Origin of the sequence: Flavobacterium frigoris (genome assembly GCF_900111075.1) — a bacterium.
In the GTDB taxonomy this organism is placed as follows: domain Bacteria; phylum Bacteroidota; class Bacteroidia; order Flavobacteriales; family Flavobacteriaceae; genus Flavobacterium; species Flavobacterium frigoris.
In genome coordinates, this window is sequence record NZ_FOFZ01000002.1 from 521853 (window position 1) to 537321 (window position 15469).

At 35.1% G+C, this 15469-nt stretch carries 12 protein-coding genes; 5 read left to right on the top strand and 7 right to left on the bottom strand.

All coding sequences use genetic code 11. The annotated features are described in order from the left end of the window. The first annotated feature begins 4 nt into the window (after nt 1-4). A complete protein-coding gene (locus tag BMW63_RS05445) occupies nt 5-769 on the top strand; it encodes a lysophospholipid acyltransferase family protein (protein ID WP_074721988.1) in 765 nt (254 codons plus the stop codon). A gap of 77 nt (nt 770-846) precedes the next feature. Here the strand turns inward: BMW63_RS05445 and BMW63_RS05450 are convergent, their stop codons facing one another. The 3 genes from BMW63_RS05450 to BMW63_RS05460 are packed head-to-tail and all read right to left on the bottom strand — an operon-like array spanning nt 847 to nt 3445. Beyond that, nucleotides 847-2418, bottom strand: a complete 1572-nt coding sequence (locus BMW63_RS05450) for a S41 family peptidase (RefSeq protein WP_074721990.1) — start codon at nt 2416-2418, stop codon at nt 847-849. Continuing rightward, entirely contained in the window at nt 2419-2850 is a 432-nt protein-coding gene (locus tag BMW63_RS05455; RefSeq protein WP_074722098.1) for a deoxycytidylate deaminase, read from the bottom strand. It abuts the gene before it with no gap. Between the two features lies 1 nt (nt 2851). Further along, nucleotides 2852-3445, bottom strand: a complete 594-nt coding sequence (locus BMW63_RS05460; protein ID WP_074721992.1) for a HupE/UreJ family protein — start codon at nt 3443-3445, stop codon at nt 2852-2854. Nucleotides 3446-3639: 194 nt separating this feature from the next. On the opposite strand from BMW63_RS05460, the gene BMW63_RS05465 reads away from it, so the two are divergent. Beyond that, on the top strand, nt 3640-4068 hold the full coding sequence (locus tag BMW63_RS05465; RefSeq protein WP_074721994.1) for a fructose 1,6-bisphosphatase: 429 nt from the start codon (nt 3640-3642) through the stop codon (nt 4066-4068). Nucleotides 4069-4116: 48 nt separating this feature from the next. Here the strand turns inward: BMW63_RS05465 and fbp are convergent, their stop codons facing one another. After that, nucleotides 4117-5136, bottom strand: a complete 1020-nt coding sequence (fbp, locus tag BMW63_RS05470; protein WP_074721996.1) for a class 1 fructose-bisphosphatase — start codon at nt 5134-5136, stop codon at nt 4117-4119. 169 nt (nt 5137-5305) lie between these two features. On the opposite strand from fbp, the gene BMW63_RS05475 reads away from it, so the two are divergent. The 3 genes from BMW63_RS05475 to BMW63_RS05485 all read left to right on the top strand — a co-directional run bounded on the left by BMW63_RS05475 (nt 5306) and on the right by BMW63_RS05485 (nt 10661). Beyond that, entirely contained in the window at nt 5306-5788 is a 483-nt protein-coding gene (locus tag BMW63_RS05475; RefSeq protein ID WP_074721998.1) for a GNAT family N-acetyltransferase, read from the top strand. Nucleotides 5789-5887: 99 nt separating this feature from the next. Then, complete coding sequence (locus BMW63_RS05480) at nt 5888-7144, top strand: aspartate kinase (protein WP_074722000.1); 1257 nt, start codon at nt 5888-5890, stop codon at nt 7142-7144. An 85-nt stretch (nt 7145-7229) separates the two neighbouring features. After that, on the top strand, nt 7230-10661 hold the full coding sequence (locus BMW63_RS05485) for a hypothetical protein (protein WP_074722002.1): 3432 nt from the start codon (nt 7230-7232) through the stop codon (nt 10659-10661). 109 nt (nt 10662-10770) lie between these two features. Here BMW63_RS05485 and BMW63_RS05490 read toward each other — a convergent pair whose 3' ends face one another. The 3 genes from BMW63_RS05490 to BMW63_RS05500 all read right to left on the bottom strand — a co-directional run. Then, a complete protein-coding gene (locus tag BMW63_RS05490) occupies nt 10771-12711 on the bottom strand; it encodes an OmpA family protein (protein WP_074722004.1) in 1941 nt (646 codons plus the stop codon). Between the two features lie 10 nt (nt 12712-12721). Then, nucleotides 12722-13651 (bottom strand): PorP/SprF family type IX secretion system membrane protein, encoded by a 930-nt coding sequence (locus tag BMW63_RS05495; protein ID WP_074722006.1) that lies wholly within the window; start codon nt 13649-13651, stop codon nt 12722-12724. Nucleotides 13652-13699: 48 nt separating this feature from the next. Next, on the bottom strand, nt 13700-15469 hold a 1770-nt coding region (locus BMW63_RS05500), incomplete at its 5' end, for a T9SS type B sorting domain-containing protein (RefSeq protein ID WP_139174191.1).

Here is a 15469-nt window from a genome sequence, read left to right on the forward strand (position 1 = left end):
CATTATGCAATCATATATATTAGGCTTAACAAGATTGATTCTTTTTATACTATTTATTTCTTTCTTCTCTCTTCTTTTCTACTTAGTAAGTTTATTTTGGAGTAAAGAAACAACTTCAAAAAACGCGCTTATATTTCGCGATTTTATAATCAGCGTACTCAACTCATTACTTGGTATCCGTCTCCAAATTTACGGAGTACCTCCAGAAGTCCAAGGACTAATTGTTGCTAATCACCGTTCGTATTTTGACCCCATAATCATGGTAAATCACAGACAGACCTTTCCCGTAGGAAAAAAGGAAGTAGAATCATGGCCTCTTATAGGATACATTTGCAAAATATCAGGAGTGATTTTTGTTGACAGAAAAGATCCTGAAAGCAGACAAAACACCTGCGAAAGCATAAAGAAAGCACTGAGCCTCGGCCATTCAGTCATTAATTTTCCGGAAGGAACAACACATGTTTCACCCACCACCATCGACTTTAACTACGGCTCATTTGCAATGGCCACAAAAATCGAAGCTGCTGTAATCCCTATTGCAATTGATTACAAAGAAAAAACAGATGCATTTGTTGACGACGATACCTTCGTGCCCCATTTTATAAAATGCTTCGGAAAACGCACCACACAGATAAAAATGACGTATTTCCCTCCTTTATATTCTAATGATGTTGATTTTCTATTAAAAACTTCCAAAGAAATGATCGATAACGAACTTATACGCTACAGGAAAGACTGGGATAATCTAATAACGGAAGGTAGAAGTTAGAATGCAATGCGGCATTCAAGATTAGAGCCCGTATTTATTTGATATTGATTTTTTTTAATTGATATTGAAGCCTACAACTACTTATTAAGTACCGCGTTAACCATGGCGTCCTCTTTTAAAACGATCTCATAATAGCTGTTTTCTCCATACAATTGTCGAGCAAATTCAGCTGCGAGATACCGCTTTACAATAGCTTTGCTTTTCGATAAATCGACATCTAATCCATTTCTCAAAAGGTATTTTTGAAAAGCTTTAAAATACAAATCGGTTTTATCCATTTTACCCTTAAACTGCTCAAAAGGCACCCCTTTAAAAACAACTCTATTTCTATCCAATTGCTCAAAAACAAAATTCCCTACGATTCCGGATTTCATTAAGTATACTGTATTTTCATTGCCATGCTCCACTTCGAGAGGAACAAAAATATCCGGAACAATACCGCCGCCGCCGTAAACAATTCTACCTTTAGGTGTTTTAAATTTTAAACTATCGGCTACTTTAATACTGTCTTTTTCATATAACTCCCCGTTCTCAAAACGATTTTCCGACTCTTTAAAATATTCTTCATTCCCTTTGACGTATGGTTTTTGTATAGACCTTCCTGTAGGCGTGTAATACCTCGCCACCGTTAATCTAACTGCCGATCCGTCATCAAAATCCATTTCTCGTTGCACCAATCCCTTGCCGAAAGAACGTCGTCCTACAATAGTACCTCTATCATTATCTTGAATCGCTCCCGCAAGAATTTCACTCGCCGAAGCACTATTTTCATTTTGCAATACAAATACATTACCTGACTCAAAATCGCCTTTTTTTGTTGCGTATGTTTTTTGTATGTTGCCTTTTTTATTTTTAGTAAAAACGATTAATTGCTTATCTTTCAACAACTCATCTGCAATATCTATTGCTTCTTCCATATAACCGCCACCATTATCACGAAGATCAATTATCAGCGTTTTTGCTCCTTCTTTTTTTAATTTGGCCAATCCCATTTTAAATTCTTCAAAGGTGGTTTCGGCAAAGCGATTGATCTTAATATATCCAGTTTTCCCATTTAAAAGTACTGCCACATCGACACTTTTTAAAGGAATAATACCCCGTTCTATTTTGATTTTTATTTGTTTACCAATAGATTTTCTATAAATAGTAAGCTCCACAACAGAACCCTGTTCTCCTTTTAACTTAGAGAAAAGACTGTCGCTAGGTAATTTACGTCCAAATAATTTTGTTTTATCAGCATATAAAATCCTGTCTCCAGCCTGTATTCCCGCTTTGGCCGAAGGGCCATTCTCAATGGGTCTGATTATCGCCACAGAATCTTTGTACATATAAAAATTGACACCAATCCCCACAAAATCGCCTTTCATGCTTTCCGCAACTTGCGTTTGCTCACTCGGCGAAATATAAACAGAATGCGGATCAAGCTGACTCATAATATTGTCAACCGTAATGTTTACGATAGAATCTGTATTCACATTGTCTACATACTCATTATCGATAAAGTCAATCAGTTTATTAATTTTAGTTTTAGAACTATTTTCGTCCAAAAAATGATTTCCATTGAAAGTATTTAACCAACCGCCAATAACAATCCCTAGCGCAAGAGTTGCGCCCAGAACTATTGGAAGGTATTTAACGTCAGTTTTCATCTATTCTTCTAATATTGAAATATGATCAACAATCACACCAGCTTTTATTAAAAACTGAATTCCTGAATCATCACGGTACCCTTTATGATACACTACTCGTTTTATTCCAGATTGATGTATCAATTTACTACACTCTTTGCATGGTGACAATGTAATATACAAAGTGGAGCCTTCACAGGATTGGGTGGACCTTGCTACTTTTAGAATGGCATTTGCTTCCGCATGTAAGACATCCCATCGGGTTAATCCTTCGTTATCCTCACAACAGTTTTCAAAACCCGATGGCGTTCCATTATAACCATCTGAAATTATCATTCGGTCGCGAACGATGATCGCCCCTACCTGTTTCCGCTTACAATAAGACAAACTGCCCCATTCAGTAGCAATTCTTAGATAAGCCTTATCGTATTTATTTAATTTTTTTACTTCCATTTTATCTCGTCCAAATTTCATTTTCAATTATCATTGGCAATACTACTCCTATTATAAATGCTGACATCACTAAAGTCCAATCCCTTTTCGAGAATCTAAAAACAGTTTGTACAATATATGACAATATTAAAACTACAAAAACCACAACAATTTGTGCTGCTTCAATTCCTAACGCAAATTCGGCTAAAGGCAGTATTTTTGATGTCGCATTTCCGCCAAGTATTGCTTTAAAATAATTAGAAAATCCTAATCCATGTATAATTCCAAAGAACAGAGTGACGAAAAAAATCAGATTTACACTTTCTTTTTTATTTGATTTACCGGCAGTAAACAAATTAAAAAAGGCGGTAATTAATATCGTGATTGGGATTAATAGTTCCACAACATTTACTTTAATGGCAATGATACCAAAAACAGAAAGCAATAAAGCCATGGTGTGACCTATCGTAAAAAGCGTTATTAAGAGGACTATTCGTTTCCAATCATTAAAAGAAAACGGCACCGCAAGAGCGATTAAAAACAAAACATGATCGTAAGCGTAAATATCCAAAACGTGTTTTAATCCTATTTGAAAATAAATCAAAAATTCTGACATAGGTGAAATAATTATAGTTGATAAAGGGATTGTAAACTTACGATTTATTTTGAAAATGGTAGAATTGAATAGTCAAATCCCACATTTATATTTCAATAAAAACATTCCATAATTTTAAAATTAAAATTAAAACGAAAATAATTTAATAGTTTAAAAATTGATTTATATTTGTACCATAAAAAATACACTTAATTATGTCATTTTCAGATTTATTTGATAGCGAATTCAAGCAAAGAAACAAAGGTCACTTTTCTTCTATTGTAAGATTAGCATTAGCAGACGGGGTTTTTGCCCCTGAAGAAAAAGAGTTTTTAGACAAATTAGCCATTAGGCTTGAAATTTCTCCTGCAGAATATGAAGAGATTTTAGAAAACCCTTCAAAATACCCAATCAATCCTCCTTATTTAAATTCGATGAGATTGGAGCGTTTGTACGATTTAGCAAGGATTGTTCATGTTGACCATATTTTGGGAGACCAACAAGAAGTTATGTTGAAAAAACTTTGTTTAGGAATTGGTTTTACTCCAGAAAACGTAGACTTGGTCGTAGCTGAAGCTCTTTTATTGGTAGACAAAAACACAGATGTCGATGATTTCCTTTTAGAAATGGAAAAACATCTATAAATTTAAAAATAAAGAGCCCTAAAAATTTAGGGCTCTTTGTATATTATTTTAGTATTTACTTAGTTTTGCTTTGTGCATGAACTCTTCTGCTTTCTCCACCATATTATAACTACCACAGAAAAACGGTACCCTTTCGTGCAATTCAGTTGGTTCAATTTCCATTATTCTTCCAAAACCATCTGACGCCTTTCCGCCAGCCTGCTCTACGATAAAAGCCATTGGATTGCATTCATACAACAAACGTAGCTTCCCTTTTGGAGCTTTAGAACTTGTTGGGTAAATGTAAATTCCGCCTTTGATCATGTTTCTATGAATATCAGAAACTAAACTTCCTATATAACGAGAGGTATAAGGTCTGTCATCCTCTTCTGATTGGCAATATTTAATATAATCTTTAACCCCTTGTGGAAAATGCACATAGTTCCCTTCATTAATGGAATATATATGCCCATCTTCAGAAAATTTCATGTCAGGATGTGATAAATAAAACGTCCCAATTGCAGGATTTAAAGTAAAGCCATTTACACCATGTCCAGTTGTATAAACAATCATAGTTGATGTTCCGTAAATCACATATCCTGCAGCAACTTGACTCGTTCCAGGCTGTAAAAAATCCTCAATGGTTACCGGAGAACCTATTGGAGTAACTCTTCTATAAACAGAAAAGATAGTCCCAACAGAAACGTTTACGTCAATATTTGACGATCCATCCAGCGGATCCATTAATACAACATATTTATTATTATGGCTATTATCACTTCCTTCAACAGTAATAAATTGGTCATTTTCTTCAGAAGCAATTCCGCAAACAATTTCACGATTTATTAATGTTTGAATAAAAACTTCATTAGCATAAACATCAAGTTTCTGTTGGTCTTCCCCTTGAATGTTTTGTTCTCCAGCGGCTCCTACAATGTCAACAAGCCCAGCTTTATTTACTTTGTAGTTGACCACCTTGGCTGCTAATCTAATCGAATTGATAATTCTAGATAATTCGCCAGACGAATATTGAAAGGCATTTTGATTCTCAATGATAAATTCCCCTAAGGTTTTATTGCGTTCTTCCATTACGACATCGTTGTAGTTAAATTGAAGTCACAAATATCGGCTTTTTTGTGAAAATGAATTGAATAATATTTACTTAGTTTGTCGGTATTGTATATTTGCTAATATAATCCCTAAATTACGGGCTGAAAAAACTTTATTTTAAGTTTTTAACCTTTAAAAACAATACTATATGATTATTAGAAAAGGAACCCCCGAAGATATGACTGCTGTTCTAGAATTAATTCAAGAATTAGCTGATTTTGAAAAGGAACCAGATGCGGTATTGATAAATGTAGATGATTTAATTCGCGATGGCTTTGGCCCTACTCCCTTATTTCATGTTTTTGTAGCTGAAGTGGAGACGGAGATTGTTGGAATTGCCTTGTACTATTATCGCTACTCAACATGGAAAGGCAAGACTATACATTTAGAAGATTTAGTAGTCAAAGAAAAAATGCGCGGTACAGGAGCTGGCTATGCTTTGTATTCAGAAATTATAAAACAAGGTAAAAAAGATCAAGTTCGCAGAGTGGAATGGAATGTCTTGGACTGGAATACTCCTGCAATTGATTTTTATGAAAAATCAGGTGCCAAAGTACTTCGAGATTGGTACGTAGTGCAAATGGACGAGGCAGGTGTAGCAAATTTTGTTGAGAATAAGATAAGAAAATAAATTTTCAAAAAAAATAAATTCCAAATTCCAATTAAAAAAAGGGGAGTTAGAATTTAAACATTGGAAGTTAGAATTTAAAAAATTGGAATTTTTATAATTATGAGAGTATTCAAATTTGGAGGTGCATCCGTGAAAGATGCTGAGGGAATTAAAAATGTTTATGACGTTTTACAAAAGGTAGGTTATGAAGATGTTTTATTGGTAGTCTCCGCAATGGGAAAAACCACTAATGCTCTTGAAGTAGTGATAAAAGACTATTTTGATAAGTCATCAGCACTGCAATCCTCAGTTCAAGAAGTGAAAAAATACCACAATCAAATCTTATTGGATTTGTTTGAAGATGATCAGCATGCTGTTTTTACTGCTGTAAAAGCGCAATTTTCTGATCTAGACTATTTTTTAGTACACAACAAATCTCCTAACTATAATTTTGTTTATGATCAGGTTGTGAGTTATGGTGAGTTGATATCGACCACTATTCTTGCTCATTTCATGAATCATATGGGTATAAAAACAGAATGGATTGATGTTAGAAACTTCATTAAAACCGATTCTAATTATAGAGATGCCACAGTAGATTGGGACCTTACCCAAAAGAATATTTCGAAAAATGTAAAAAGAAAAATGTTGAACATTACCCAAGGATTCCTAGGTTCTGATGAAAACAATTTCACAACGACACTAGGACGTGAAGGTTCTGATTATACGGCAGCTATTTTTGCGTATTGTTTAAACGCTGAAAGCGTAACCATCTGGAAAGACGTTCCTGGAGTAATGAATGCTGATCCACGTTATTTTGAGAATGCCAGTTTATTGAATCAGATTTCGTATCGTGAAGCCATTGAACTAGCCTTTTATGGCGCAACGGTAATCCATCCAAAAACATTACAACCTTTACAAAAAAAGGAAATTCCTTTGTATGTAAAATCATTTATTAACCCTTTACTAAAAGGGACAAGTGTTTCAAAAGGCGTTAATTTAGAGCCGTATTTACCTTGTTTTATAGTCAAAAGAAACCAATTATTGATATCGCTTTCCTCAATAGATTTCTCTTTTATCATGGAAGAGAATATCAGTGAGATATTTTCTTTATTCCATGAGTTTAAATTGAAAGTAAACTTAATTCAAAATACTGCTATCAGCTTCTCCGTATGTGTTGAAGATAAATTTGATAATTTCAACGAGTTAAATGCTATTTTATCAAAAAAATTCAAAGTTGACTTTAGTCAAAATGTAACTTTATATACCATTAGACATTTTAACGACGCCGCTGCCCAAACAGTTGAAAATGGCAAAAAAGTAATTTTAAAACAAATCAGTACGGAAACAATGCAAATTGTGACCAGCGAAAATTAAAATCTATTCTTTGCTTGCTTTAGCATCACATTGCCCATAATAATATAGAATACACTACTTTTGATTTATAGACGTTATTCTCTTTATGGTAAAAAAAATATTGCTTTTGGTGATGATCATTTGTTTTTCTGGGCTCCATGCCCAGGAAAACAAATCATTATACAAAACCAAGAAAATTGCATTTTCTCGTGATACCATACAACTTGAAAATGAAAGTCTAAATGCGTCTTTTTTTAAATTGCTTGACGCCAATAGTACTCCTATAGACAGTACTTCTTATAAAGTAGATTTTCTAAAAGCAACTTTACTGTTAAATAGCAAACTTCTTTTTGAATCCGATTCTATCACAATACAATACCTAAAATTTCCTGATTTTCTAACGAAGGAATACCGCATTTACGACCCAAGTCGGGTGGTCAGCAATGATATTAATTCGGAAAAATTATATCAAGTAAACACGAAAACTGCTGAAAAAAATATCCCTTTTGACGGCTTGACTACTTCCGGGAGCATTACCCGCGGAGTAACAATAGGGAACAATCAAAACACAGTTCTAAATTCCAATTTAGATTTACAAATCACGGGGAAACTGTCGGAAAAAGTTAGTTTACGAGCATCTTTGCAAGACAGTAATATTCCTTTACAAGATGGTGGTTACTCACAGCGACTAGACCAATTTGACAACATTTTCATGGAACTTTTTAGTGACAAATGGAATATTCGAGCGGGAGATCTCTTTCTAGAAAATCACGCCACCCAATTTCTTAACTTTAATAAAAAGGTGCAGGGACTTTCCACTAATTTCGATTTTGGTACCGCCAAAAACAAAACGAATGTTTTCGCTGCCGTAGCCTTGGTCAGAGGTCAATATGCCAAAAGTAATTTCACGGGAGTCGAAGGCAGTCAAGGTCCGTATAAATTAAAGGGGCAAAATGGCGAATTATACGTACTTGTAATATCTGGCTCAGAGCGGGTTTATGTAAATGGATTGCTTTTAGAAAGAGGCGAAAATAATGATTATACGATTGACTATAACGCGGGGGAAATAACATTTACACCTTTGTTTACCATAACTTCAGAAATGCGTATTGCCATTGAATACCAATACTCCGACAGGAATTACACCCGATTTGTTACCTATGTAGGCGCCACGCATCAAAATGACAAATGGAGTTTTGGAAGTTATATCTATTCTGAAAATGACATTAAAAACCAACCTTTACAACAAAACCTCTCCAAAGAGCAAGCACAAATCTTGATCGATGCGGGAGACAATCCAGAATTGATGATTGCTCCATCTGCCTATCCAGACTCTTTCTCTGACAATAAAGTGCTGTATAGAAAAACGGTGGTGAATGCGGCTGAAATCTTCGAATATTCAAATGACGCTCAAATAGAGCTATTCAATGTACGATTTAGCTTAGTTGGCTCCAACAAGGGAAATTACATAGTGAAAAATGCGGCTAGCATCAGTAGAATATACGAATATATTGCACCAATAAACACCGTTCCACAAGGGAATTATGCCCCAACAGTTCAACTTGTAGCTCCTACAAAAATTCAAATAGCTACTTTTTTAGGAAAATACTCCCCATCTGAGAAAACCGCTGTTGATTTCGAAATAGCAGTAAGTAACAACGATAGTAATCTGTTTTCGAATAATGATGACTCAAACAATCAAGGAATAAGCGGAAAAATTAATACCAAACAACGTCTGTTTTCAAAAAAATGGATCGTTGATGCTTTTGCCAATTATCAATTTACCCAAAAAGAATTTAAAACTGTTGAACGGCTGTATACTATTGAATTTGACAGGGATTGGAATCTCGGAACGACAGCGGTTGGAAATCAAAGTTTACTCGTATCGGGCTTGAACTTTAATTTAAATCCCACCACAAAAACGAATAACAACGGGATACTAAAATACCAATTTGAAAAACTAGATTTCTCCGAAAGCTTCTCTGGGAATAGACATATGCTAAACGGATATTTTAATTTGAAAAAATGGAGCTTTCAAAACCAAGGAAGTTATTTAAAAAGTGATGGTGCACTTGCCTTTTCAAATTTCATTAGAAACCAATCTCAAGTTCGGTATCATTTTGATAAAAACTGGGTCGGTGCCAGCCAGCGATTGGAGGACAATCAAGAAAAAAACAAATCAACTAATCAATTTTCGAACTTAAGTCAGCGATTTTCCGAATATGGATTATTCGCCGGACGAGGGGATAGTACAAAGGTATTTGTCGAATTGGGTTTATTAAAAAGAACCAATGATAGTATTCAAAATGGTCTATTACAAAGGGTAAACACTTCTCAAACCTACTATTTCAAATCAAAATTAATTCAAACACCTAAAAGTGATTTATCTGTTTACGCTAATTATCGAGTATTGGATTTTGTAGATGCTTCGAAGAGAAACGAGCCTTCGCTGAATTCGAGAATAGTATATAATGACCGCTTTTTCAATCAACTGCTTCAGGGAACCAGTGCTTATGAAACGAATTCGGGAACATTGCCGCAACAGGACTTCACTTATCTTGAAGTTCCCGCTGGACAAGGGGTTTACACTTGGAATGATTATAACGCAAACGGAATTCAGGAATTACAGGAATTTGAAGTCGCTCCATTTATCGATCAGGCAAAGTACATTAGAGTGTATTTGCCCAATCGTGTCTATATAAAAACGCATCAGACCAAGTTTTCTCAATCAATCATTTTAAATCCTAATCAGTGGCAAAACGCGACGGGATTTAAAAAATTTAGTTCGTTTTTTTACAATCAGACTTCCTTCATCATTGATAGGAAAACAAAAAACGAAGGCGGTAATTTTGAATTGAACCCTTTTAAATCCTCACAAGAAAATGTATTGGGACTGAGTTCCAGTTTTAGAAATAGTTTGTTTTACAACAGAGGAAAACAAAAGCACTCCGTCACTTATTCTTTTTTAGAAAATCAAACAAAAAACTTACTTTCCATAGGATCACAGGAGTCTAGTAACAGCTCCCATCAATTTCAATATTCTCATTTGTATAGAAAGAGTTGGTTGTTTGGCGCTTTCGCAAAAACAATTCAAACTACACTAATTTCCGAAAATTTTCCAGAAAAGAATTTTACTATATCAGGTTATCAACTAGCTCCAAAAATCAGTTATCTGTTTTCAAAAAACACCAGTTGGGATGTTTTCTACGAGTTGCAAAACAAAGAAAATCAGATTGGGAATTTCGAAAATCTAATTCAAAATCGATTTGGAACTTCCTTTTCTTATGCTGGCGAGAAAAAAATCACCTTAAATGGCGAGATTTCTTTTTACCAAAATAAATTTAATGGCAATGAATTTTCTGCTGTTGGTTTCCAGATGCTAGAAGGTTTACAAACGGGTCAAAATATCACATGGAGATTGTTATTACAAAAAAACATCACCCAATTCCTAGATATTAATTTCAATTATCAAGGAAGAAAAAGCGAAACAAGTAAAGCCATTCATACCGGAAATGTACAATTGAGGGCTTATTTTTAGGGAACAAATTTGGTAAAATAAAAAGCCTAAACCACTCAACTATTTAAATTTAAATAGTTGAGTGGTTTAGGCTTTTCTGCTTCCTTTTTTACTTTCGAATAGCTGAAATTTATTCTATCGAAACAATAACAAATTCACTGCGTCTGTTAACCTGATGTTCCGCCTCTGTGCACTTAACGCCATCTGAACAATGGTTTACTAACTGGGATTCCCCATATCCTTTAGCGGTTAAACGACTGCCATCGATGCCATTCTTGATTAACCATGTTCTTGTTGATTTGGCTCTTCTGTCTGACAAAGCCTCGTTATATTGTTCTGTTTGTCGGCTGTCGGTATGAGAGCGTATGTCGATTTTCATCTTAGGATATTGATTCATAACTGCAACAATTTTCTCTAACTCAAAGGCAGCATCTTTTCGAATAAAAGATTTATCTAAATCAAAATAAATCATCGGAATATTTAATGTTTTAGCTAAATCTGTGCCAAGACCAATTGGCTTCATACGTTGCTCTAGCGCTAAATTTAATTCAGATTTGCCCGTTGTTTTAGCAATTGTTATATTGGCTTCTTTGGTCTCGTAGTTAAGTTTTTCAGCTCTTATATAATACATCTTACCACATTCTACATCAAAACTGTACTGTCCCTTTTCATCGGTGCTACTTCCCTTAATGAATTCAAATTTATCGTCAAACAAACTTAATTTAGAATCTGCAAGCAATAAACCCGTTTCTTGATCTGTGATTGTTCCATCTAAAAGTTGCAAACACTCTAATTTTTTGGTTTCGTTAAACTTGTAAATATCATCATATCCTTTTCCGCCAATTCTATTAGAAGTAAAAAAACCAGTTCTACTTTTAGTATCTATCAAAAAAGCAAAATCATCTTGAGTACCGTTTATTGGCGCTCCTACATTTTTCACTTCCTTGAAACTTAAATCTTTTTCAATTTTAGAAACATAAATATCTAGTCCTCCTAGTCCCGGACGTCCATCAGTAGCAAAATACAATTCATTATCATTTGAAACAAATGGAAATGTTTCTCGTCCTTCTGTATTAATTGTCGTCCCTAGATTCTCTGGAATGGAATATGTCCCATCATTATTAATAGTCACTTTAAACAAATCAGATTGGCCCATTGTGCCAGGCATATTAGAAGCAAAATATAAAATTGTATCATCGGCACTTAATGCTGGATGAGCAACACTATACTGGTCGCTATTAAAAGGCAATTCAGATATGTTTTCCCACTGTTTGTTCACTAAACTAGCTTTGTATATTTTAAGAAGTGTTATTTTTTGATCATCCTTCCCTTTCTTTCCATCTAAATAATTATTTCTTGTAAAATACATTGTCTGGCCATCTTTGGTAAAGACAGGCGTAGATTCATGAAATTTAGAATTAACTGCATTAGCTAAACGTTTTGGAGCGCTTAGACTTCCATCATTGTTCCTCTCTGAACTATATAAATTTGTAAAAGACTGGTTCGTCCATCTAAAAACTTTTTTAACAACTCCACCTGTATCTCTAGCGGATGCAAATACTAATTTATTCCCTGAAAAAGAACTACCATAATCTGAATATTCAGAATTGATACCCGCATCTTCAATAGTAAACCGTCCTGAGTTAGCTTTGATTTGTTCTAGATAATTTTTATTGCTGGCATATAATTTAGCTCTTTGGTCATTCCCTGACTTTCGATTAAATTCCTCCAGCATTTGGTCTGCTTTTTTGTATTCACCAATCGATTTTAAGCATTGCGAATATCTGTAGCAATACTCTGGTTCCTGATCTTGATTCATATCAAAAAGCTCCTTGTACCATCTTCCTGCTCTCTCTAAATCGGCATTAAAATAGTAGGCATTCCCTAGCTTTTGAAACATCTTTTCATCCTTATACCCTTTTTCGGCAACACTTTCGTATGTGGCGATAGCATCGATATATGCATACTGATCGTATTTCTTATCTGCAGCAACAACATTTGCTTTTTGTCCATATCCTTGACTGGCAAGAATAATTAAAAATGCACTATAAATAACGTTTTTAAATTTCATAATGAGGAATTTAGAAGAATCTTGGGGATACTATTCTACCATATTTATTAAATAATTCATATCTTAAAAATATTTCATGGGAACCTGAATTGTAGTTAGACAATCTAGTGGTCTCTAAATCATATCCATACCCTATAAACCAGGAATCACTGGCTTGAAACCCTACCATGGCACTCACAGCAGCGCTCCATCGATAGGCTACACCGGCTACAAATTTTTCATTTATTAGAAAATTACCTGAAATATCCACTTGCAAAGGTGCTCCTTGAATCACTTTTGTTAGTAACGAAGGTTTAAACTTAACTGTTGCGCTTAAATCAAATACATGACCTGCTATTAAATAATAATGAATCTTTTCATTTGCAACATGGCTATTAGCTCCCGTACCTGCATATCTGTCAAAATGCTCGGTTTCCAATATGTTCGGAGCTGATATACCAATATAAGTATCGTCAGAATGTAGATACATTCCTACCCCAAAATTCGGAGAAAACTTATTGTCAATATTGGTTTCAAAACTGTAATCATTTGCATCGTGTTGATTTAATCTATTAAAATCAACATTCAATAAATTAGCAGTCGCCTTTAAACCAAACGACAATTTGTATGTCTCTGATGTTGGAATACTATAAGAGAAGTCAATCGAAACATTGTTCTCTACTGAAGGTCCAATTTTATCATTCAATATTGACAATCCCAATCCTACATTACTGTCTCCTATTGGGGTGTTTAATGAAAATCCATTGGTGGTAGGAGCTCCATCCAATCCTACCCATTGGGTTCTATGTATTCCAAAAATGCTCATTACACCCCTAGAACCTGCATAGGCTGGATTAATGCCAACAGTATTGTACATGTACTGGGTAAACTGCGCGTCTTGCTGCGCTACCATCGTCCCCGACAATAAAATTAAAGTGAATATTAATAATCTTGTTTTCATAACTTATTTTTTATAACCTAAGGTTCAAAAAAACCTATAGTGTTCGTTTTATCTATTAATATACAAATAACCTGATTGTTCGATTACCTTCTTATCCAAATCTGAATATTTTAAAATATAGAAATAGGTTCCTGTTGGTAATTCCTGGGATTGAGCTACTGTCACTCGTCCTTCAGATACCCCTCTAAAGGCTCTTTCTTTATTATTGTATTTTTCTCTCTCGAAAACTAGAACACCCCATCTATTATAAATCTCGACTTTATTATCAGGATAGCATTCTAACCCTTCAATAAAGAACTCGTCATTTTTACCATCATCATTTGGTGATAAAGCGTTAAAGACCTTAATTGCACAAACAAATTCTCTAGCAACTAGCGATAGATCAACAATTTTCGTAGAGCTGCTTTCGACTATAGCACCATTAGGACTTGTACCCTGTACTAGTGCTTTATTTGATATCGATAAAGCGTCAAGGTCTCTTTGAGTAATCACATATGTAGCTATAATTGAAGTACTATTTGCCTCACCTACTTGCAAAAGAGCTATTGGATTTCCACTTATTACTAAACCTGGCATAGTATCAATAATAGTAACGTTTGTTAATGGAATATTTCCTGTGTTCGTTATTGTGAAATTATAAGTTATTGTTTCTCCAACTTCAGCAAATCCGTTGCCGTCCACATCATTAAAAACCCCCTCTTTAACAAGTAAAATACTTGGGGATTCAGCTTCCACTAATGGAATTATTATTGTTGCTGGAGTAAGACCCATCAGTCCCGTATTGTCTTTGGCTACTACCGTAAAACTAGCTCTATTACCGTTGAAACTTGAGTTAGGAGTAAATTGGATCAATGCAGCTTCGCCAACTGTTAATTCTTGACCAACGAACAAAGGAATTCCATTCAAAGTTAGTATCCCTGATGCAGGATCAGGAAGCGTTCGAATTATGTAAGCAACTACTACACCGTCTGCATCTGAACCAGTTAATGGCGAAACTGATTGCGCTTTGTCGTTTTTAATCAAAGTCGCATTTACAATGTCATTTGTTGTTGGAGGAATAAGTGCAGTATCATCATCGTCAATAATGGTTCCTGTTGCCGTTACTGTTCCATTATTAATCGTGAAGGTTTCATCCGACTCATCAATACTGTCTTGGGTCGTTGGTACACTTACTGTTCCAGTAGTTGCACCTGCTGGTACTGTTACCACAACATTGGTTATTGTGTAATCTAAATCACCCGCTGTTCCATTGGCTAATGTGAAGGTATACGTCGCGTCTACTGCACTTGGATTGCTTAACTCGAAATCAAATACTACAGCATCGCCTTCGGTGGCGATCGATGGAGTGATTCCAGTTACTGTTGGTGCTGTATTGTTGTCTATGATTGTTCCTGTTGCACTTACCGCTCCATTGTGGATTGTAAAGGTCTCATCTGACTCATCGATTGTGTCGATGGTTGTTGGTACGCTTACTGTTCCGGTCGTTGCACCTGCTAATACTGTTACTTTAACATCGGCAGTCGTGTAATCTGAACTTCCAGCTGTTCCTGTACTTAATGTGAAGGTGTACTCTACATCTACTGCACTTGGATTGCTTAATTCGAAATCAAATACTACAGCATCGCCTTCGGTGGCGATCGATGGAGTGATTCCAGTTACTGTTGGTGCTGTATTGTTGTCTATGATTGTTCCTGTTGCACTTACCGCTCCATTGTGGATTGTGAAGGTCTCATCTGACTCATCGATTGTGTCGATGGTTGTTGGTACGCTTACTGTTCCGGTCGTTGCACCTGCTAATACTGTTACTTTAACATCGGT

Excerpts from the sequence above, each read along its gene's own strand:
- BMW63_RS05445 (WP_074721988.1), top strand. The coding sequence starts at position 5 with ATGCAATCATATATATTAGGCTTAACAAGATTGATTCTTTTTATACTA.
- BMW63_RS05450 (WP_074721990.1), bottom strand. The coding sequence starts at position 2,418 with ATGAAAACTGACGTTAAATACCTTCCAATAGTTCTGGGCGCAACTCTT.
- BMW63_RS05455 (WP_074722098.1), bottom strand. The coding sequence starts at position 2,850 with ATGGAAGTAAAAAAATTAAATAAATACGATAAGGCTTATCTAAGAATT.
- BMW63_RS05460 (WP_074721992.1), bottom strand. The coding sequence starts at position 3,445 with ATGTCAGAATTTTTGATTTATTTTCAAATAGGATTAAAACACGTTTTG.
- BMW63_RS05465 (WP_074721994.1), top strand. The coding sequence starts at position 3,640 with ATGTCATTTTCAGATTTATTTGATAGCGAATTCAAGCAAAGAAACAAA.
- fbp (WP_074721996.1), bottom strand. The coding sequence starts at position 5,136 with ATGGAAGAACGCAATAAAACCTTAGGGGAATTTATCATTGAGAATCAA.
- BMW63_RS05475 (WP_074721998.1), top strand. The coding sequence starts at position 5,306 with ATGATTATTAGAAAAGGAACCCCCGAAGATATGACTGCTGTTCTAGAA.
- BMW63_RS05480 (WP_074722000.1), top strand. The coding sequence starts at position 5,888 with ATGAGAGTATTCAAATTTGGAGGTGCATCCGTGAAAGATGCTGAGGGA.
- BMW63_RS05485 (WP_074722002.1), top strand. The coding sequence starts at position 7,230 with ATGGTAAAAAAAATATTGCTTTTGGTGATGATCATTTGTTTTTCTGGG.
- BMW63_RS05490 (WP_074722004.1), bottom strand. The coding sequence starts at position 12,711 with ATGAAATTTAAAAACGTTATTTATAGTGCATTTTTAATTATTCTTGCC.
- BMW63_RS05495 (WP_074722006.1), bottom strand. The coding sequence starts at position 13,651 with ATGAAAACAAGATTATTAATATTCACTTTAATTTTATTGTCGGGGACG.